The sequence below is a fragment of the Erwinia sp. HDF1-3R genome, from assembly GCF_039621855.1.
GTDB lineage: Bacteria > Pseudomonadota > Gammaproteobacteria > Enterobacterales > Enterobacteriaceae > Erwinia.
Genome location: NZ_CP155071.1, coordinates 968,541 through 987,015, shown reverse-complemented (window position 1 = coordinate 987,015; position 18,475 = coordinate 968,541). Strand labels below are relative to the sequence as shown.

Annotated in this window: 17 protein-coding genes; 5 read left to right on the top strand and 12 right to left on the bottom strand. The window is 54.7% G+C overall.

The annotated features are described in order from the left end of the window. The first annotated feature begins 110 nt into the window (after window positions 1-110). From coaE to yacG, 3 genes are read left to right on the top strand one after another with little or no spacing between them, the layout of a single operon-like run. Window positions 111-722 (top strand): dephospho-CoA kinase, encoded by a 612-nt coding sequence (gene coaE, locus AAGR22_RS04420; RefSeq protein ID WP_345830523.1) that lies wholly within the window; start codon window positions 111-113, stop codon window positions 720-722. A 4-nt stretch (window positions 723-726) separates the two neighbouring features. Further along, window positions 727-1,470 carry a cell division protein ZapD gene (zapD, locus tag AAGR22_RS04415; RefSeq protein ID WP_345830522.1) on the top strand — a complete coding sequence of 248 codons (744 nt, stop codon included), beginning with the start codon at window positions 727-729 and terminating at the stop codon, window positions 1,468-1,470. Window positions 1,471-1,481: 11 nt separating this feature from the next. Beyond that, the gene (yacG, locus tag AAGR22_RS04410) at window positions 1,482-1,697 is read left to right on the top strand and encodes a DNA gyrase inhibitor YacG (RefSeq protein WP_067706764.1); all 216 of its coding nucleotides are present in this window, start codon (window positions 1,482-1,484) and stop codon (window positions 1,695-1,697) included. Window positions 1,698-1,746: 49 nt separating this feature from the next. Here the strand turns inward: yacG and mutT are convergent, their stop codons facing one another. Then, window positions 1,747-2,154, bottom strand: a complete 408-nt coding sequence (gene mutT / locus AAGR22_RS04405) for an 8-oxo-dGTP diphosphatase MutT (RefSeq protein WP_345830520.1) — start codon at window positions 2,152-2,154, stop codon at window positions 1,747-1,749. A 245-nt stretch (window positions 2,155-2,399) separates the two neighbouring features. Here mutT and AAGR22_RS04400 point away from each other — a divergent pair, with 245 nt between their 5' ends. After that, window positions 2,400-4,181: a metallophosphoesterase gene (locus AAGR22_RS04400; protein WP_345830518.1), complete on the top strand. Its 1,782-nt coding sequence runs from the start codon at window positions 2,400-2,402 to the stop codon at window positions 4,179-4,181. A gap of 76 nt (window positions 4,182-4,257) precedes the next feature. On the opposite strand, the gene secA is transcribed toward AAGR22_RS04400, so the two are convergent. Further along, the gene (gene secA, locus AAGR22_RS04395; protein ID WP_345830516.1) at window positions 4,258-6,963 is read right to left on the bottom strand and encodes a preprotein translocase subunit SecA; all 2,706 of its coding nucleotides are present in this window, start codon (window positions 6,961-6,963) and stop codon (window positions 4,258-4,260) included. A gap of 76 nt (window positions 6,964-7,039) precedes the next feature. Beyond that, window positions 7,040-7,543: a secA translation cis-regulator SecM gene (gene secM / locus AAGR22_RS04390; RefSeq protein ID WP_345830514.1), complete on the bottom strand. Its 504-nt coding sequence runs from the start codon at window positions 7,541-7,543 to the stop codon at window positions 7,040-7,042. A gap of 21 nt (window positions 7,544-7,564) precedes the next feature. Between secM and AAGR22_RS04385 the strand changes: the two genes are divergently transcribed. Continuing rightward, the gene (locus AAGR22_RS04385; RefSeq protein ID WP_067706777.1) at window positions 7,565-8,080 is read left to right on the top strand and encodes a DciA family protein; all 516 of its coding nucleotides are present in this window, start codon (window positions 7,565-7,567) and stop codon (window positions 8,078-8,080) included. Between the two features lie 7 nt (window positions 8,081-8,087). Here the strand turns inward: AAGR22_RS04385 and lpxC are convergent, their stop codons facing one another. The 9 genes from lpxC to murD form a co-directional block, all read right to left on the bottom strand. Next, window positions 8,088-9,005, bottom strand: a complete 918-nt coding sequence (gene lpxC, locus AAGR22_RS04380; protein ID WP_067706779.1) for a UDP-3-O-acyl-N-acetylglucosamine deacetylase — start codon at window positions 9,003-9,005, stop codon at window positions 8,088-8,090. Between the two features lie 102 nt (window positions 9,006-9,107). Continuing rightward, window positions 9,108-10,265 carry a cell division protein FtsZ gene (gene ftsZ, locus AAGR22_RS04375; RefSeq protein ID WP_067706783.1) on the bottom strand — a complete coding sequence of 386 codons (1,158 nt, stop codon included), beginning with the start codon at window positions 10,263-10,265 and terminating at the stop codon, window positions 9,108-9,110. A 71-nt stretch (window positions 10,266-10,336) separates the two neighbouring features. Beyond that, entirely contained in the window at window positions 10,337-11,593 is a 1,257-nt protein-coding gene (gene ftsA, locus AAGR22_RS04370; protein ID WP_067706788.1) for a cell division protein FtsA, read from the bottom strand. Further along, a complete protein-coding gene (gene ftsQ, locus AAGR22_RS04365) occupies window positions 11,590-12,426 on the bottom strand; it encodes a cell division protein FtsQ (RefSeq protein ID WP_345830510.1) in 837 nt (278 codons plus the stop codon). The genes ftsA and ftsQ overlap by 4 nt, the downstream gene beginning before the upstream one ends. A 1-nt stretch (window position 12,427) precedes the next feature. Continuing rightward, window positions 12,428-13,348 (bottom strand): D-alanine--D-alanine ligase, encoded by a 921-nt coding sequence (locus tag AAGR22_RS04360; RefSeq protein WP_067706794.1) that lies wholly within the window; start codon window positions 13,346-13,348, stop codon window positions 12,428-12,430. Then, window positions 13,341-14,816 (bottom strand): UDP-N-acetylmuramate--L-alanine ligase, encoded by a 1,476-nt coding sequence (gene murC, locus AAGR22_RS04355; RefSeq protein ID WP_067706797.1) that lies wholly within the window; start codon window positions 14,814-14,816, stop codon window positions 13,341-13,343. The genes AAGR22_RS04360 and murC overlap by 8 nt, the downstream gene beginning before the upstream one ends. A gap of 73 nt (window positions 14,817-14,889) precedes the next feature. Beyond that, window positions 14,890-15,948 (bottom strand): undecaprenyldiphospho-muramoylpentapeptide beta-N-acetylglucosaminyltransferase, encoded by a 1,059-nt coding sequence (murG, locus tag AAGR22_RS04350; RefSeq protein WP_067706800.1) that lies wholly within the window; start codon window positions 15,946-15,948, stop codon window positions 14,890-14,892. Continuing rightward, window positions 15,945-17,159 (bottom strand): cell division protein FtsW, encoded by a 1,215-nt coding sequence (ftsW, locus tag AAGR22_RS04345; RefSeq protein WP_067706803.1) that lies wholly within the window; start codon window positions 17,157-17,159, stop codon window positions 15,945-15,947. The genes murG and ftsW overlap by 4 nt, the downstream gene beginning before the upstream one ends. Continuing rightward, window positions 17,159-18,472: a UDP-N-acetylmuramoyl-L-alanine--D-glutamate ligase gene (gene murD, locus AAGR22_RS04340; RefSeq protein WP_345830505.1), complete on the bottom strand. Its 1,314-nt coding sequence runs from the start codon at window positions 18,470-18,472 to the stop codon at window positions 17,159-17,161. The genes ftsW and murD overlap by 1 nt, the downstream gene beginning before the upstream one ends. Window positions 18,473-18,475: the final 3 nt, after the last annotated feature.

Here is an 18,475-nt window from a genome sequence, read left to right as displayed (position 1 = left end):
TTTATCCAAAACCCCGTCATGTGATCCGTGCCGCAGTTTTGGCCCGGCGTCGCGTTGAGTTTCTAATGCATTAGCAGCCCGCGACGCTGAAGCCATGGGAGGTAAGCCTTATGCGCTATACTGTTGCCCTTACCGGTGGGATTGGCAGTGGCAAATCGACCGTTGCCCATGCGTTTGCCGCAAGGGGAGTGGATATCGTGGATGCTGACGTCATTGCCCGGCAGGTCGTCGAACCCGGACAGGCGGCACTGGTGGCCATCCAGCAGAAATTTGGTGGGGAAGTGATTCAGCAGGACGGTTCACTTAACCGTGCCGCGCTGCGCGAACGTATTTTCAGCACACCCGGTGATAAAGCCTGGCTTAACGCGCTGCTGCACCCGCTTATTCAGGCTGAGACCCGCCGCCAGCTTGGCGAAGCTCAGTCAGAATGGTGCCTGTGGGTGGTACCGCTTCTGGTCGAAAATAATTTGCAGCACCTGGCAAACCGGGTGCTGGTCGTGGACGTCGATCGCGACACTCAGCTTGCACGCACCATGCACAGAGACGGGATTACCCGTGAACAGGCTGAACATATTCTTGCTGCTCAGGCGACTCGCGACATGCGGCTTGCCGTGGCAGATGACATTATAGATAACGGCGGTTCGCCCGATGCAGTGGCCGCCCGCGTTGCCCTTCTCGATCGGCGCTACAGGCAGCTGGCACAGGCAACACACCAGGATTAACAGTATGAGCACAACCGTTTTATTTGAGTATCCGTTAAACGAAAAAATGCGCACGTGGCTGCGTATAGAGTTTCTCATCCAGCAGCTGGAGCAAAGTCAGACCATTACCGATCATCATGGCGCCCTGACGTTCTTTCGCAATGCGTCGGAGCTGCTGGACGTCTTTGAGCGCGGAGAGCTGCGCACCGAAATCATCAAGGAGCTGGAAAAGCAGCAGCAAAAGCTACAGGCCTGGGCCGACGTTCCCGGCGTTGATATGGAGCGGGTCAACGCGCTGCGCGAGCGTCTGAAGATGCGGTCAACCGTGCTGATGGCTGCGCCACGAATGGGTCAGCTGCTGCGCGACGACCGGCTTATCGGGCTGATTCGCCAACGCCAGAGCATACCGGGCGGCTGCTGTAGCTTTGATCTTCCTACTCTGCATATCTGGCTGCACCTGGAACAACCTGTGCGTGATGCTCAGGTGGGGATATGGATGGCATCGCTGAGTCCGATCCGCGATGCGCTTATGCTGATACTCGATCTGATTCGTCAGTCGGGCAGTTTCCGTAATCAAACCAGCCTGAACGGTTTTTACCAGGATAACGCGGAAGGCGCTGAACTGTTGCGTCTGCAGCTGGCGTTAGAGGAGTCGCTCTATCCTCAGGTTTCCGGCCATAAAAGTCGTTTCGCAATCCGCTTCCTGCCGCTCGACAGTGAAAATGGCGAAGTTCCGGCACGGCTCGATTTTGAACTCGCCTGTTGTTGAGGTTCTGACAAATGAATAAAGATGAAGTTATCAGCGTTAACTGTCCGACCTGTGCCAAAGAGGTGATCTGGGACGATTTAAGCCCGTGGCGCCCCTTCTGCAGCAAGCGCTGCCAGCTCATTGATCTGGGTGAGTGGGCGGCAGAAGAGAAACGTATCGCCAGCGGCGGTGGCATCTCCGAAAGTGAAGACTGGAGCGAAGACTCGCTTCCACCGTATGAACATTAAGGGCCGAAAACGCAGGGTTTTCACTTAAGGTCCATGATAACTGATGAGGTTATTCAGTTTGCTGAATAGCCTCCGCCTGCAGGCGGGTAACAATGGGCTTATTGGCCGGTGGAAATTCATCTGCCTGTAATTTATCGGCTGTCAGCCAGCGAACCGGCTGACCTTCACGGCCATAAGGGGTTCCCTGCCACCGATCGACAATATAGAAATGCAGAGTGACATGCAGATTATTGTCCGCATGAACGGCAGTATCATAGGCGGTAGCATTTTCCACGCAAATACCCGTTTCTTCCATCAGTTCACGGCTTAGCGCCTGTTCAGGCGTCTCGCCCACCTCTATTTTCCCTCCGGGAAACTCCCACATATTGGCCATGTGTGAATCCGCTGAACGCTGAGCAATAAATATCATGCCGGCCTTATCTTTAATAATTCCCACAACAACCTGTAAATATTTCATTTTCATTACTCCCCTCAATTTAACTAACACATAAAGGATAACCCATTATTTTCATCACTACCACTTCTTATAGTCCAGCTCACTTAAGAAAATAGATAGAAATTCTGACTTAACCCCGCAGTCCTCCCCGAAATAAATCAATCATTACGCACCATAGAGCAGCTTAAGTAACTTAAGGCGATTATCATTGTCATACACCCCTACAAAAGTAAAAATACATCTGCATCAGGTTTTTAAAAAAATGAATGAGAAAACACAGCCCTGATTGTTTTAATTTCACCAGTAGCCTGTCGTTTTATAAATTCAAAAAAACTTCAAATTTATTCAAACTAACCTTTGGACATATCAGTATGCATTTAATTAAATCACAAAAAATGATATTAGCTATATTAGTATCAGCAGCCTCATTTCACATGAGTGCCCATGCAAGTTTTGGAACGGCCGAGTTAAAAGAATCAAATTATATTGTTATGGCCGATCCACAGGCATGGCGAATGGGCCAGGGACCCGGCTCCCCCGATCCTAATAGTTCAAATACAACACCAAAATGGGAAAGTTTTAATCATAATGTTGTTTATGGTATTAACACGCTATCGGCAACGGTAAGGCCACAATTCGGAATCATCAATGGTGACATTACAGAGTTTGGCCGACATAACCAGCTTAATTCCTTTCGTAAGGTTTATAACGGATTAAAATTCCCCTTTTATCTTGGTCTGGGGAATCACGATTATGAAAGGAATTATAATGACTGCCGTGGGGCAAGGGACGCGTGGCTTAATCCTAATGAGTGTGCTCACTTTATGGCGGATACCATAAAACGTGAGCAGGGTAATTACGCCAAAAAACTGAAAAATTTTAGCCGGGATCTTGTAGGTTTTGACAAATATACCACTTATGGCAGTCTTGCCTACTCATGGGACTCAGGCGGCGACTCCAGGGTCATTAACCATTTCGTCCAGCTCCACCTTGCACCAAACTATCGAGTCTGGCTAAACGATTTAATGAATACAAATGTTACTAACGTTACCAAATCTTTCACCTGGCTACGTCATGATTTGGAGCTGGCCCGGAAACGTGGAGTAGACAATATATTCATTAACTTTCATGCGCTGGAGTGGATTGATAAGGCTTACGATCATGAAAAAGCGATGTTGAAAGCCATGATGAAGGAATATAAAGTTTCTGCCATATTTGTCGGCCATACGCATTCCCCCCATGTTGAAAAGCACCCTGTTTTTGGGGATATCCCGGTTTATACTACGGGTGCATTATATGCAGGCTATTTCGATTTGCTCAAAGCATCACCTACAGAGTTTCAGGTTACCTCCTATAAAGTTGAAAACAGAGTAGCTAAAGAATTCGTTAAGCGTCAGAAAATGGCCGTACCTGCAGCGCCTGAGAAATGTTACTCGCCGGGACAAAAAGTCCCCGTAGGGAAAATTGTTAAAACCAATTTTCTCGGCGATAAAGATAAAGTCTATTATCTGGAACAGCTTGCTACAGGTAATGCGCTGGACGCTAACGCTAAGGGTGAGGTATACACCAATTCAACCAATATCTTTAATCCATGGCAACGCTGGCGTATCCAATACCTCTATACAAATAAAGTTGGGCATGCTCATTACAAAATAACGCATAATAAAACTGGAAAAGTATTAGATGGCTCATCAAATGGCGACATCTATACTAAAGGGTGGAACAACGGTGCCTATCAATTCTGGCGGATAGACAAATTTGACAGTGGCAGTAAGGTTCAACTAGTTAGTCTGGGTACAAAGAAAATTTTAGATGCAAATCGCGCACGTAAGGTAAATGGTTCATTTCGTCCTTTGGATTTGCAGAATAATTACCAGACCTGGCAGATACGCGATGAAAGAGGCTATTTTCTGGAAAACGTACGCTATTTTAAAGCAGCAAAGAGTGATTCCTGGAGAAATACAAATTTCCCTCGTGGTAAACAAAGTAACAGTTACTGGACATATATTGGCGAACGTTCATTAACGGAAGCGGCTCCCTGCAAATAGCTGTCATAGCCCGCGTAAAAAAGTAAAAAAAATGGCACCCACCTAAAGGCTGGGTGCCATTTATATTCAATCAGGATCAGGCAAGACGGCCATGACACTGTTTGTATTTTTTACCCGATCCGCACGGGCAAAGATCGTTACGCCCTACTTTGCGGTCGCCTGTCTGATCGGCCAGTTCAATCGCGGCCTCGGTTTCGGTTTCAACGTGGCTTAACTGCTGCTGCTGAGCAAGACGCTCCGCTTCTTCACGGCGTTGCTCCTCCATCGCTTCCACTTCTTCCGGCATGCGCACCTGAACCTTGCAGAGGGTGCTGATCACTTCATATTTCAGTGATTCCAGCATCGCGGCAAACATCGCAAAGGATTCGCGCTTGTACTCCTGCTTAGGATCCTTCTGGGCGTAGCCACGCAGATGAATACCCTGACGCAGATAGTCCATCGCGGCCAGATGCTCTTTCCACAGGGAATCCAGCGTCTGCAACATCACCCCTTTTTCAAAGCTGCGCATCATTTCAAGACCGACAACCTCTTCTTTCAGCAGGTACTGCGCTTTAGCCTGCTCCATGATCCGCTCGCGCAGGGTCTCTTCATGCAGCTCAGGCTCTTTATCCAGCCACTCTGCCACTGGCATGTGCAGGTCGAAGTCATTTTTCAGACGCTCTTCCAGACCGGTGACGTCCCACATCTCTTCAAGCGACTGAGGGGGAATAAAGGTGTCGATGGTGGTTTTGAAGACATCGTCACGGATGCTGGCGATGGTTTCAGACACGTCGGACACGTCCAGCAGTTCGTTACGCTGGCTGTAGATAGCCCGACGCTGATCGTTGGCGACATCATCATATTCCAGCAGCTGCTTACGGATGTCGAAGTTGCGGCTTTCCACCTTGCGCTGGGCGTTAGCAATCGCTTTGGTCACCCAGGGATGTTCAATCGCTTCACCAGGCTTCATACCCAGCTTACGCATCATATTCGTTACGCGATCCGAGGCGAAAATACGCATCAGCGCATCTTCCATGGACAGGTAGAAGCGGGACGAACCGTTGTCCCCCTGACGGCCTGAACGACCACGCAGCTGGTTATCAATACGGCGCGATTCGTGGCGCTCTGTACCGATAATATGCAGACCGCCGGAAGTCAGTACCGCATCGTGACGGATCTTCCAGGCGGATTTGATCGCATCAATCTGTTCGGCGGTGGGGTCGGTCAGTTCAGCAATCTCGGCCTGCCAGCTGCCGCCCAGCACGATATCCGTACCACGGCCTGCCATGTTTGTTGCAATCGTCACCGCACCCGGCTGCCCGGCCTGTGCCACGATATCTGCCTCGCGGGCGTGGAATTTGGCGTTTAGCACGGCATGTTGGATACCGGCACGGGTCAGTTCCTCCGACACCACTTCCGATTTTTCGATAGAAATGGTACCGACCAGCACCGGCTGACCGTTAGCGGTACGCTCACGGATATCCTCGATGATGGCATCAATTTTTTCTTTCTCGGTCATATAGACCAGATCCGACAGATCCTTACGCACCATCGGACGGTTGGTTGGAACGACGATGGTTTCCAGCTTATAGATCGAGCTGAACTCGAAGGCTTCCGTATCTGCCGTACCGGTCATACCGGCCAGCTTGTTATACAGACGGAAGTAGTTCTGGAAAGTGATGGAGGCCAGCGTCTGATTCTCGTTCTGGATGTCGACGCTTTCTTTCGCCTCAATAGCCTGATGAAGCCCATCAGACCAGCGACGGCCCTGCATCGTACGGCCAGTATGCTCATCGACAATGATGACTTCGCCATCTTTTACAATGTAATCCACGTCGCGGGTAAACAGTACGTGCGCGCGCAGCGCAGCCGTTACGTGGTGCATCATCATGATATTGCCCGGCGAATAAAGCGATTCGCCCTCCTGCATGATGCCCTCGCTGACCATCAGCTCTTCAATCGCCACCAGACCGCGCTCGGTGAGATGCACCTGGCGGGATTTCTCGTCCACCGAGAAGTGACCTTCACCCTGGAAGCTGTCTGAGTCCTCTTTTTCCTGACGGATCAGGTTAGGAATAATTTTGTTCACCCTGATGTAAAGCTCAGAGCTGTCCTCTGCGGGTCCGGAGATAATCAGCGGCGTACGCGCTTCATCGATCAGGATGGAGTCAACCTCATCCACCAGCGCATAGTTCAGCTTACGCTGTACGCGGTCCTCGGGGCTGAACGCCATGTTGTCGCGCAGATAGTCAAAGCCATATTCGTTATTGGTGCCGTAGGTGATATCGGCCGCATAGGCTTCACGCTTGGCGGGTGCAGGCATACCCGGCAGGTTGATGCCGATGCTCAGACCGAGGAATTCAAACAGCGCACGGTTATTTTCGGCGTCACGCTGGGCCAGATAGTCGTTCACGGTAACCACGTGCACGCCTTCACCGCTCAGGGCGTTAAGGTAGGCCGGCAGCGTTGCGGTCAGGGTTTTACCCTCACCGGTACGCATTTCAGCGATGCAGCGATTATTCAGCACCATACCGCCCAGCAGCTGGACGTCAAAGTGACGCATGCCAAACACGCGCTTACTGGCCTCACGCACGGTGGCGAAGGCTTCCGGGATCAGATTCTCCAGCACTTCGCCCTTTGCCAGACGGGCCCGGAACTCAACGGTTTTCGCTTTCAGCTCGTCGTCAGACAGCTTCTCGAAATCAGGCTCCATTTTGCTGATTTGCTCAACGACTTTACGCATGCGGCGCAGGGTACGATCGTTGCTGCTACCAAAAACCTTGGTCAATAATTTGATTAACATAATAAATAATTTCTCTCAGCCACCGCGATCTGCGGTTTAGCATTTAGCTTCTAATGTAATGGGTATGCGTCAGATATCAGGCGAGAGAAGCGGGTCCGGCACGAATACCCTGTACCCGCGACAGCCAGAGGCCGGGATGATAGCCGGGCGCGGAGGCCAGGGCAGGCCGCGCCATCTGCCGGATAATAACCGGTGGCCGGGCCTCATGCGTCAGTAGCGCATTAAGCGTGTCCAGCAGCGCCAGCTTGTGGACCTCAAGCGGCAATACCTGCTCGGTAGCAGGGAGACTGGCTGGCGTCAGCGTGAAGGAGAGATGGCGAATAACGGTGCGAATGGCGTGCTGATGCCAGTAGTCGACGTTAAAATTAGTGCGGCGAACGCTCTCCTGGAGCAGCGCGAGGTGGTCACCGCGCACCCCGTTGCTGATATTCAGGCTTCTGGAAGAGGATTCTGATAAAGTTGTACGATCGCAGGCTGACGCGTGAGGCAGGCCAAAGCTTGCCGCGACCATCCCCAAGAGGAGATGCGGCCAGAAGTAACGTCTGCCAAATTGTCGCCAACAATTTAAAATACCGATCACTGTTTTCCGCCGGAGCCCGCTATGCGTGATAGTCGCCCGCAATCAATTGAACATTTACTCGATGCCACCGAGGGTCAGGGGGTGCTGCAATCCATTCAGCAGCGTGCTATCGCCCTGAACAAACTGAATAGCGCCGTACGGGGCGTTCTTCCCGCTCAGCTTCATCCCTGGTGCCGCGTGGCGAACTTTCGCCAGGGCATTCTGGTGCTCGAAACGGCTAACGCCAGCTGGATGATGCGTCTCCGCTATGAACAATCCAGCCTGCTGTCAGCTTTACGTGCGCAAATATTACCATCATTGACCGCAATCGACATCAGGATAAATCCATCACTGGCGGCAAAAGGACAGGAAAGCGTACAGGAAAACAGCAGTCGGGCGACAAAAGAAGAAAAAACGGGCGGGCGTGAGCTGAGTCAGCAGAGCGCGGAAATTTTAAGGGGGGTGGCGAGCCGTAGCCCGGAGAAACTGAAAAGGATTATAGAACGACTGGCCTCACTGGCCGGAGAGAGTACCAGCTCAACCAGTCGTAATAAGTAGCCCGGCGCTAGGCCAGAACCAGGTTTGGCGCTCTGAAGGTTACCGGCAGTTCGGCTTCATCTTCAAAGGTTGCCCATTCCCAGGCTTCCTGCTTAGCCAGAACGGCCTGCAACAGCTTGTTGTTCAGCGCATGGCCCGATTTGAAGGCGGTAAACGCACCGATAATGTTGTGACCACACATATACAGGTCGCCGATGGCGTCCAGCATTTTGTGGCGCACAAATTCGTCCTCAAAGCGTAAGCCGTCTTCGTTCAGTACGCGGTAGTCATCTACCACGATGGCACAGTCAAAGCTGCCGCCCAGGCACAGGCCACGGGACTGCAATGCTTCAATGTCACGCATAAAGCCGAAGGTACGCGCGCGACTGATTTGACGGGCAAAGGCTTCAGCAGAGAAGTCCATGCTGTAGCGCTGTGAGCTGGAATCGATCGCCGGATGGTTAAAGTCGATAGTGAAATCCAACGTGAAACCATTGTGTGGCCTGAACTCGGCCCACTTGTCGCCATCTTCAACCCGGACAGGCTGTCTGATACGCACGAATTTCTTCGCACTGTTCAGCTCTTCAATGCCAGCGTCCATCAGCAGATAAACAAAGGGGGCGGCGCTGCCATCCATAATAGGAATTTCAGGCGCGTTCACTTCCACCACGATGTTATCAATACCCAGGCCAGCCAGTGCGGCATTAAGGTGCTCGACCGTTGAAATACGTACGTCATGCTCATTAACCAGGCAAGTACAGAGCATGGTATCACGCACGGATTTAGCATCAGCCGGGAAATCAACCGGTGGATTCAAGTCAGTGCGGCGATAGATGACCCCGGTATTGGCCGGCGCAGGGCGTAACGTCAGGGTGACTTTCTTGCCGGTATGTAAACCAACACCCGTCGCCTGAACGATACGTTTTAATGTCCGTTGTTTGATCATCGCTTTATCTCGCAAAAATTACTCATCCGACCGCCAGTATAAATTACTGACGGGCGAATACTTTAGCACAAAGAGCGGAGAATCCCAATTCTCAGGTTATTCCTAGTCTGCCTGCTTACGCAGGAAGGCAGGGATATCAAGATAGTCGGGCTCTTTGTTAGTTTGCGCAGTCGGATCGTTGACCACTTTCGCCGCAGGTTTCTGCTCCTGAGGCAGTGGGGCCATGCCGTGCTGCTGATAGCGGTGATCCATCACAGGCTGCGTCTGCTGCTTCTGGTTAGTGACCAGGGTGATCTCCGGACGCTTATCCATACCGATACCTGTAGCGACAACGGTCACACGCAGTTCGTCGTTCATTTCAGGATCCAGTGACGTACCGATAACCACGGTCGCATTGTCGGAAGCGAAGGCGCGGATGGTGTTACCCACCGTTTCAAATTCGTCCAGACGCAGGTCAAAGCCCGCCGTAATGTTGACCAGCACGCCACGCGCACCGGAAAGGTCGATATCTTCCAGCAGTGGGCTGGAGATCGCCATTTCAGCAGCTTCTTCCGCACGGTCTTCACCGCACGCCACGCCAGAGCCCATCATCGCATAGCCCATTTCGGACATCACGGTGCGCACGTCAGCAAAGTCGACGTTCATCAGGCCAGGACGGGTGATCAGTTCAGCAATGCCCTGTACCGCGCCTTTCAGCACGTCATTAGCCGCGCCAAATGCGTCCAGCAGGGAGATGCCGCGACCCAGCACTTTCAACAGCTTGTCGTTAGGAATGGTGATCAGAGAATCGACGTGCTTAGACAGCTCAGCGATACCCTGCTCGGCAAATGCCATGCGTTTTTTGCCTTCAAAATTAAAAGGCTTGGTAACCACGGCTACCGTCAGGATACCCAGGTCTTTTGCCACTTCGGCTACAACCGGTGCTGCGCCTGTTCCGGTACCACCGCCCATACCTGCGGCGATAAACACCATGTCTGCACCTTCCAGTGCCTGACGCAGCGCTTCGCGATCTTCTTCAGCAGAGTTACGACCCACTTCCGGGTTCGCCCCCGCACCCAGACCTTTAGTAATACCATTACCAATCTGGATAGTCTGACCGACAGCCGTTTTACGCAACGCCTGTGCATCAGTGTTAACGGCAAAGAACTCGACACCTTCGATGCGCTCACGCACCATATGTTCTACGGCGTTACCGCCGCCGCCGCCGACGCCGATGACTTTAATCACCGCGTCATTGGTTAATTCCATTGGTTCAAACATAATTTCTCTCCGTTATGTGCCTGTCGCCTGGAGATCATAAATAAGTCTAGCATGATCCCCTTTTATCAAAATTAAAACTCTTTTCTCAGCCAGCTGTTGATTCGTTTAAACCAGTTGCCCACTGAGGCTCTTTTTTCTACATCTGCCTCACCGTTAAGGTGAGACTCTTTTCCGTAGTGCAGTAAGCCGACTGCCGTAGAGTAGTATGGCTCCTGCGCGTAATCCGTTAATCCCGTAATGTTTAACGGCTGTCCAATACGCACCTGCGTGTGGAAAACGCGCTGGGCGCAGGCCGCTAATCCCTCAATCTGTGCCGCACCGCCGGTCAGGACGATGCCTGCTGCCAGGTGATGCTTCACGCCCTGCTGGCGCAGCTGTTCCTGCAATTGCAGGATCTCGTCGTTAACCAGATTCAGCAGTTCGGTATAACGCGGTTCGATCACCTCTGCCAGCGTCTGGCGCTGCAGGCTACGGGGTGGACGTCCGCCCACGCTCGGCACCTCAACATTTTCATCCTTGCCGACGATGGAGCCCAGCGCGCAGCCGTGACGCACTTTAATGGCTTCGGCATCGGTTGGCGGCGTGCCAAACGCGTAGGCGATATCGCTGGTCACCACGTTGCCCGCATAGGGAATAACCTTGGTGTGGCGCAGTGCACCACCGGTATAAACCGCAATATCCATCGTGCCGCCGCCGACATCCACGACGCACACGCCAAGCTCACGCTCATCTTCGGTGAGCACGGCAAAGCTGGAAGCCAGCCCGGCGAAGATCAGTTGGTCAACTTTCAGTCCACAACGTTCAACGGCTTTAACAATGTTTTTCGCCATATCGTTGTGGCAGGTAATCAAATGCACTTTTGCCTGCATACGTACGCCAGACAGTCCCACGGGGTTTTTGATCCCTTCCTGGTAGTCGATGGCGTACTCCTGCGGGATCACATGGAGGATGCGGTGTTCATCCCGAACGCGAACCGATTTAGCGGTATGTACCACATTTTCCACATCTTCCTGAGTCACTTCCTCTTCGGAAATAGGAACCATCCCTATTTCGTTCTGGCAGCTGATATGTTTACCCGATAATGCAAGGTAAACGGAGGAGATCTGGCAGTCTGCCATCAGCTCAGCCTGATCAATGGCGCGCTGGACGCATTTCACGACGGATTCAAGATCGTTTACGCCGCCTTTATCCATCCCCCGGGAAGGGCAGCTACCGACGCCGATGATGTTAACCATGCCGTCGGGCAGAATTTCACCTACCAAAGCGGCGACCTTAGCGGTGCCGATTTCAAGTCCAACTACCAGTTTTCTGTCCGTCGCTTTGATCATTGTTGTTTAACCTGTGCCTGATTCTGTTGCTGTTTACTGTCAGTGCTCTCAACCGCCGGTGCCCATCCTACTGCCGCGCCAGAGTCATATCGCAGATCGACATAGCTGATACGTTTGTTTCCCGCCTGCGCCTGCTGCTGTAGCGTTGGGTAAAGCTGGATAAAGCGCTGAAGCCGTTTCATATCCTCATTGCGCCCTAACTCAAGCCGAATATCATCGTCCAACACCAGTTGCCAGGACCGGCGGGCGGTCATCGAAGCCACTTTCAACTTAAATTTGCTGGCAGCCAGCACATCGCTCATTTGGTGGTAGCCGGTCAGTACTTCTGACTCGCTACCCTCCGGGCCATACAGCATCGGCATCACTGCTTTACCGAGGTGGCTGGCCGGCACGCTAAACGACTTACCCGTGGCGTCCACCATATGCAGATCGTTCCAGCGCGCGACCGGAACATACTCCACCAGATGAATTTTTAACTCATCAGGCCACTGCTTACGGACGCTCACCTGCTGGATCCACGGCAGACGCTCAATCTGCTGTTGAATCACATCCACATCCTGGGACATAAAGGTCCCCGGTGCGCCCAGCGATAAAATCGCCTGGCGAATATCGTCATGGGTGGTGTAGTGGGTCTGGCCTGTCACCACCAACCTTGAGAGCGGCTGGCGGGAAGCATCGTTCATCCACTTCACCACCACGAACCCAGCGGCCACTATCACGCCAAGCACCATCAGCAAAAAAATGATGCCGGCCAGCCGCGAACCATTACTGCGGCCGGACCGCGCCTTCTCCTGCGCTTCACGGTTACGAATATTCAGAGCCGCCTGGGACATATCAGTCGGCAAGCTCCAGAATACGGGCGACCAGCTGAGAGAAGCTCATCCCAGCCTGCTTCGCCGCCATCGGAACCAGGCTGTGCCCGGTCATACCCGGTGAGGTGTTGACCTCCAGCAGATAAAAACGACCGTCACCGCCCATCATCACGTCCACGCGTCCCCAGCCGCTGCAGCCCAGTGCGCGCCAGGCTTTGATCACGATCTCGCTCAGCTCCGCTTCCTGTATGGCCGACAGCCCGCTTGGGCAGAAATATTCCGTTTCGTCAGAGAAGTATTTCGCTTCATAGTCGTAGAATTCCGACCTGACCTGAATGCGGATCGATGGCAGGATCTCGTCGCCGATGACCGCCACGGTATACTCCGGGCCGCTCAGAAAGGCCTCGACCAGCACATCATCATCGTGACGGAAAGCCTCATCCAGCGCAGCCTGTAGCGCCCCCACGTCGTTCACCCGGCTGATGCCGACGCTCGACCCTTCGCAGCTGGGTTTGACGAAAACCGGCAGGCCCAGCGCCGCGATGCGCGCTTCCGTTTCCGGCGTCAGGCCAGCTTCTTGCTCCCGACGGGTAATCGCCACGTAAGGGGCGATGGGCAGGCCGCAACCCTGCCAGAGAAATTTGGTTCTCAGCTTATCCATGGTAATGGCCGACGCCATTACGCTGCTGCCGGTGTAGGGAATAGAGAGAAATTCCAGTACGCCCTGCAGCGTGCCGTCTTCACCGCCGCGACCGTGCAGGGCGATAAAGGCTTTGTCGAAGCCCTCTTCTTTCAGGCGCATCACCGGGAAGTCACGGATATCAACGGCATGGGCATCTATACCGGCCTCTTTCAGCCCGTCCAGAACGGCGCGACCGGACATCAACGACACTTCACGCTCTGCCGACGTGCCACCCAGTAATACGGCGACTTTCTCAGCCATGATGATCACCTTCTTTATTCTGTAGTTGTAACTTTTGATCGGCCAGATGACGCGCAATGCGCCCGACGTTCCCGGCACCCTGAACCAGAATCAGATCGTTGCCGGAGAGTTTAGGTGCCAGCATTTCCAGCACTGCGTCATGGTCCGCGATCAGAATAGGATCAACCTTGCCGCGACCGCGAATGGTCCGGCACAGCGAGCGGCTGTCAGCGCCCGGAATGGCCGTCTCGCCCGCGGAATAGACGTCGAGCATCAACAGCACGTCAACCTGCGACAGCACGTTAGCAAAATCGTCGTACAGATCGCGGGTGCGCGTATAGCGATGCGGCTGGAAAATCATCACCAGCTGCTTATCCGGCCAGCCCGCACGGGCGGCTTTAATGGTCGCATCAACCTCCGTCGGATGATGACCGTAGTCATCCACCAGCATCGCCGTACCTGCTGTACCGTCTGCGGCAATAATGGGGAATTCCCCCAGCGAGTCGAAACGGCGACCGGTTCCCTGGAAACTCTCCAGGGCGCTGAGGATCTCTTCGTCCTCAATACCCTCTTCCGTGGCTACGGCCACCGCCGCAGCGGCGTTGAGTGCGTTATGCCGGCCAGGCGCGTTAAGCGTCACCCGCATCAGCGGCTTATCCAGCCGGGCCAGGGTGAAATGCCCCTGTGCACCGTGCTGCTCGTAGCTGGCGATGCGCACGTCGGCATCTTCACTGAAGCCGTAGGTGGTTATCTGGCGGCCCACGCGCGGGATCAGCTCGCGAATCACCGGATCGTCCACGCAGAGTACCGCACGACCGTAGAACGGCAGGTTGTGCAGAAAGTTAATAAACGTCTGCTTCAGGTTTTCAAAGTCGCCCTGGTATGTATCCATATGGTCGGCTTCGATATTGGTCACAATCGCCACCATCGGCTGAAGGTGGAGGAATGACGCATCGCTCTCATCCGCCTCCGCAATCAGGTAGCGGCTGCTGCCCAGTCGCGCATGGGTGCCTGCCGCTTTCACCAGGCCACCGTTAACGAAAGTAGGATCCAGTCCGCCTTCCGCATAAATGCTGGACACCATCGCCGTGGTGGTGGTTTTACCGTGGGTGCCTGCAACGGCAATCCCGTGGCGGAAGCGCATCAGTTCAGCCAGCATCTCCGCGCGGCGGATCACCGGGATGCGCGCTTCGCGCGCGGCAACCAGCTCCGGGTTATCCTGCGATACGGCGGTAGAGACCACCACCACGCTGGCATCGCTGACGTTTTCCGGGCGATGGTTAAAATAAATAGTCGCGCCCAGCGTGCTCAGATGCTGGGTTACTGCGTTCGGCGCCAGGTCCGAGCCGCTGATTTCATAACCTTCATTGGCCAACACTTCGGCAATACCGCCCATGCCAGCACCGCCGATGCCAACAAAGTGGATGTGCCGGACGCGACGCATCTCGGGCACGATAGAACGCAGTTTTGCCAGTTGTTGTATATTCATCTCTTTTGCCTGTCGGTACGTCACCGCACCTTAATGTTGCGGGCCGAGTCGTCCTGCCCCTGAAAATCGTGTTTTATAACGCTGCGGCGCTGACTTCTGCCGCAACGCGTTCGGTCGCATCCGGGATTGCCACGCTGCGCGCGTTTATCGCCATTTTTAAAAGCTCAGGGCGATCCCACTGACCCAGCGTTTCCGCTACCGCATCCGCAGTAAACTGCGGCTGCTCATAAATTTTTGCCGCGCCCGCCCGCTCAAGCGGCAGCGCGTTCCAGTACTGCTGACGATCTTTATGCTGAAAGGGAACAAAGATGGCCGGCAGACCTGCTGCGGCCACTTCACTGACCGTCAGCGCCCCGGAACGGCACACCACCACGTCAGCCCAGGCATAGGCTTCAGCCATATCATCAATAAACTCAGTCACCCGGTGCTGCGTCTGATTGACCTGCTGATAAGCCTGATTCACGCTCTCCAGCGCCCCTTTCCCGACCTGATGCCACAGCGTGATAGTATCGCCAGCCTTCGCCGCCACCTGCGGCATGGTCTGATTCAGCACCCGCGCGCCCTGACTGCCGCCAATCACCAGCACGCGAATCGGACCGGTGCGGTTAGCCAGACGCGCTTCGGGCAGAGGCAGCGCCAGCACGTCGGTTCTGACCGGGTTACCGACCACATCCGCGTGTGGGAATGCGCCGGGGAACGCCTGCATCACCTTCTTCGCGATTTTCGCCAGCCATTTGTTGGTCAGCCCGGCAATGCCGTTTTGTTCATGCAGCACGACCGGAATGCCGCAGCTCCATGCCGCCAGGCCACCCGGCCCGGAAACATAGCCGCCCATCCCCAGCACCACATCCGGGCGGTAAGCCTTCATGATGGCCCTGGCCTGGCGCACGGCGGTAAAGATACGCAGCGGCGCACTAAGCTGAGCCTTCAGGCCCTTGCCCCGCAGGCCGCTGATGCGGATAAAGTCGATTTCAATCCCGTGCTTCGGCACTAAATCGGCCTCCATACGGTCGGCGGTGCCCAGCCAGCGAACCTGCCAGCCCTGAGCCATCAGATGATGCGCAACCGCCAGCCCGGGGAAAACGTGCCCACCGGTTCCGCCAGCCATCACCATCAGTCGCTTCCCTTTCATCGACTACCTCGCGTAAACGCCTGGGCTCTGGCCAGACGTGTTTCATAATCAATACGTAACAAAAATACGATGGCGGTCGACATAATAATCAAACTTGACCCCCCGTAGCTGATCAGCGGCAGCGTTAGCCCTTTGGTCGGTAACATGCCCGCGGCGGCTCCGACGTTAACCAGCGCCTGGAAGCTAAACCAGACGCCAATCGAACAGCCGAGGAAGCCGGAAAAACGCTGATCCAGCTCCAGCGCACGGCGTCCAATCGACATCGCGCGAAAAGCGACGAAGAATACCATTAACAGGGCCAAAACCACACCGATATAACCCAGCTCTTCCCCGATAATCGAGAAGATAAAATCGGTATGCGCTTCCGGCAAATACTCCAGTTTTTGCACCGAGTTGCCCAGGCCCTGCCCCCAGAATTCACCGCGGCCGAACGCCATCAGCGACTGGGTCAGCTGATAGCCGCTGCCGAACGGATCTTCCCACGGATTCCAGAAGGAGGTCACGCGGCGCATACGATAGGGTTCAGCAATAATCAGCAGGCAAACGGCAAAGACGCCCGAGCCGATAATTGCCAGAAATTGCCACATTTTCGCCCCGGCCAGAAACAGCATCGCCAGGGTGGTAACGAACAGTACCACTACCGTACCGAGGTCCGGCTGGGCCAGCAGTAAGACCGCCAGCACCACCATCACGCCCATCGGCTTACAGAAGCCCCAGAAGTTATTGCGAACCTCATCGACCTTGCGCACCAGATAGCTGGCCAGGTAGCAAAACAGTGACAGTTTGGACAGCTCTGCGGGCTGTATACGCAGCGGTCCCAGCGCGATCCAGCGCGAGGCACCGTTTACCGAACTGCCCACTACCAGCACAACCAGCAGCATCACCACCGTCACCAGCAGCATGATGTTGCTGTAGCGCTGCCAGAAATCCATCGGCACCCGCAGCGTGACCAGCGCCATACCAAACGCCAGCGCCAGATAGAAAGCGTCGCGCTTGGCGAAGAAGAAGGGATCGTCTGAGAGACGCTGCCCCACCGGCATAGACGCCGAGGTCACCATAACAAAGCCAACGATCGCCATACCAATGGTCAGCCACAGCAGCGTACGATCGTAAAGGACCATCGAGCTGGCGTCGCTTTCGCGCGCGCCCATCACCCACTCTTTCAGGCGATTAGAAAAGAAGGTGGCAAGGCCAAAGCCGCGAATATTCATCAGCCAAGCTCCTTAGCCAGTTGCGTAAACGCATCACCGCGCTGCTCAAAGTTTTTAAACTGGTCGAGGCTGGCGCAGGCGGGCGACAGCAGAACGATATCCCCCGGCTTCACCTGTCCGGCGATATATCCCATCGCCTCAGCCAGGGTTTCCGTCTGCATGGCGCTCTCAGGGCGCAGGGCAGCCAGGGCAGCGCGATCGCGGCCAAAGCAGCAAATGCGGACGTTATCGGTCAGGTAGCGCGTCAGCGGGCTGAAATCGGCGGCCTTGCCATCCCCGCCCAGCAGCAGCCAGAGCGTGCCCGCGGGCTTAAGTCCGTTTAACGCGGCCTCGGTACTGCCAACGTTGGTCGCTTTCGAGTCGTTAATCCAGCTCACGCCGTTATGCCTGTGGGCCAGCTGAAACCGGTGCGCCAGCCCGCCAAAGGTGGTTAACGCCTTCAGGCTGGTGGCGCGCGGCAGGCCAACCGCATCGGCCAGCGCCAGTGCTGCCAGCGCATTGGTATAGTTATGCTGCCCGGTAAGCAACATTTCATCGGTGTTGAGCACTTTCTCCCCCTTAACCCGCAGCCAGATGCTCCCCTGCTGACGGTTAAGGTGATAATCGCCCACGTCTGCGCCAAAACTGATGCAGCGCTTATCGGCACCGCGTACCGGCATGGTCATCGCATCGTCTGCGTTAACCACGCAGACGCTGGCCTGCTCGTAAACGCGCAGCTTAGCCGCACGATACTGCTGAAGGCCGAACGGATAGCGATCCATATGATCTTCCGTCACGTTAAGCACGGTCGCGGCGGCGGCCTTCAGGCTGTGGGTGGTTTCAAGCTGAAAGCTCGACAGCTCAAGCACGTAAAGCTGTGCAGGCTGATTAAGCAGCATCAGCGCAGGCAGGCCGATATTGCCGCCCACGCCGACCTGCCAGCCCGCGGCCTGCGCCATTTCCCCGACCAGCGAGGTGACGGTGCTTTTGCCATTGGAGCCGGTAATCGCCACAATCGGCGCCTGCGCTTCCCGGCAGAACAGTTCAATATCGCCAACGATCTCCACACCGGCGTCCGCTGCCGCGACCAGAGACGGGTGCGCAAGCGGCATTCCCGGGCTGGCAACGATCAAATCGGCATCAAGCAGCCACTCGTCGTTAAGCGAACCCAGCCAGCACGCCACCGTTTCCGGCAGCTTGTTCAGGCCGGCCGGCGCGACACGGGTATCCATCACGCGCGGCGTTACGCCACGCGCTAAAAAGAAATCAACACAGGACTGGCCGGTGAGGCCCAGCCCGATAATGACTACTTTCTTACCCAGATAGTCTGCCATTTT

What these genes read in the sequence shown, in the direction of transcription:
- murG (WP_067706800.1), bottom strand. Translation starts at nt 15,948, where the DNA reads ATGAAAGGGAAGCGACTGATGGTGATGGCTGGCGGAACCGGTGGGCAC.
- AAGR22_RS04400 (WP_345830518.1), top strand. Translation starts at nt 2,400, where the DNA reads ATGAGAAAACACAGCCCTGATTGTTTTAATTTCACCAGTAGCCTGTCG.
- ftsW (WP_067706803.1), bottom strand. Translation starts at nt 17,159, where the DNA reads ATGAATATTCGCGGCTTTGGCCTTGCCACCTTCTTTTCTAATCGCCTG.
- murD (WP_345830505.1), bottom strand. Translation starts at nt 18,472, where the DNA reads ATGGCAGACTATCTGGGTAAGAAAGTAGTCATTATCGGGCTGGGCCTC.
- murC (WP_067706797.1), bottom strand. Translation starts at nt 14,816, where the DNA reads ATGAATATACAACAACTGGCAAAACTGCGTTCTATCGTGCCCGAGATG.
- AAGR22_RS04385 (WP_067706777.1), top strand. Translation starts at nt 7,565, where the DNA reads ATGCGTGATAGTCGCCCGCAATCAATTGAACATTTACTCGATGCCACC.
- ftsA (WP_067706788.1), bottom strand. Translation starts at nt 11,593, where the DNA reads ATGATCAAAGCGACGGACAGAAAACTGGTAGTTGGACTTGAAATCGGC.
- mutT (WP_345830520.1), bottom strand. Translation starts at nt 2,154, where the DNA reads ATGAAATATTTACAGGTTGTTGTGGGAATTATTAAAGATAAGGCCGGC.
- yacG (WP_067706764.1), top strand. Translation starts at nt 1,482, where the DNA reads ATGAATAAAGATGAAGTTATCAGCGTTAACTGTCCGACCTGTGCCAAA.
- ftsZ (WP_067706783.1), bottom strand. Translation starts at nt 10,265, where the DNA reads ATGTTTGAACCAATGGAATTAACCAATGACGCGGTGATTAAAGTCATC.
- secA (WP_345830516.1), bottom strand. Translation starts at nt 6,963, where the DNA reads ATGTTAATCAAATTATTGACCAAGGTTTTTGGTAGCAGCAACGATCGT.
- coaE (WP_345830523.1), top strand. Translation starts at nt 111, where the DNA reads ATGCGCTATACTGTTGCCCTTACCGGTGGGATTGGCAGTGGCAAATCG.
- zapD (WP_345830522.1), top strand. Translation starts at nt 727, where the DNA reads ATGAGCACAACCGTTTTATTTGAGTATCCGTTAAACGAAAAAATGCGC.
- ftsQ (WP_345830510.1), bottom strand. Translation starts at nt 12,426, where the DNA reads ATGTCCCAGGCGGCTCTGAATATTCGTAACCGTGAAGCGCAGGAGAAG.
- AAGR22_RS04360 (WP_067706794.1), bottom strand. Translation starts at nt 13,348, where the DNA reads ATGGCTGAGAAAGTCGCCGTATTACTGGGTGGCACGTCGGCAGAGCGT.
- lpxC (WP_067706779.1), bottom strand. Translation starts at nt 9,005, where the DNA reads ATGATCAAACAACGGACATTAAAACGTATCGTTCAGGCGACGGGTGTT.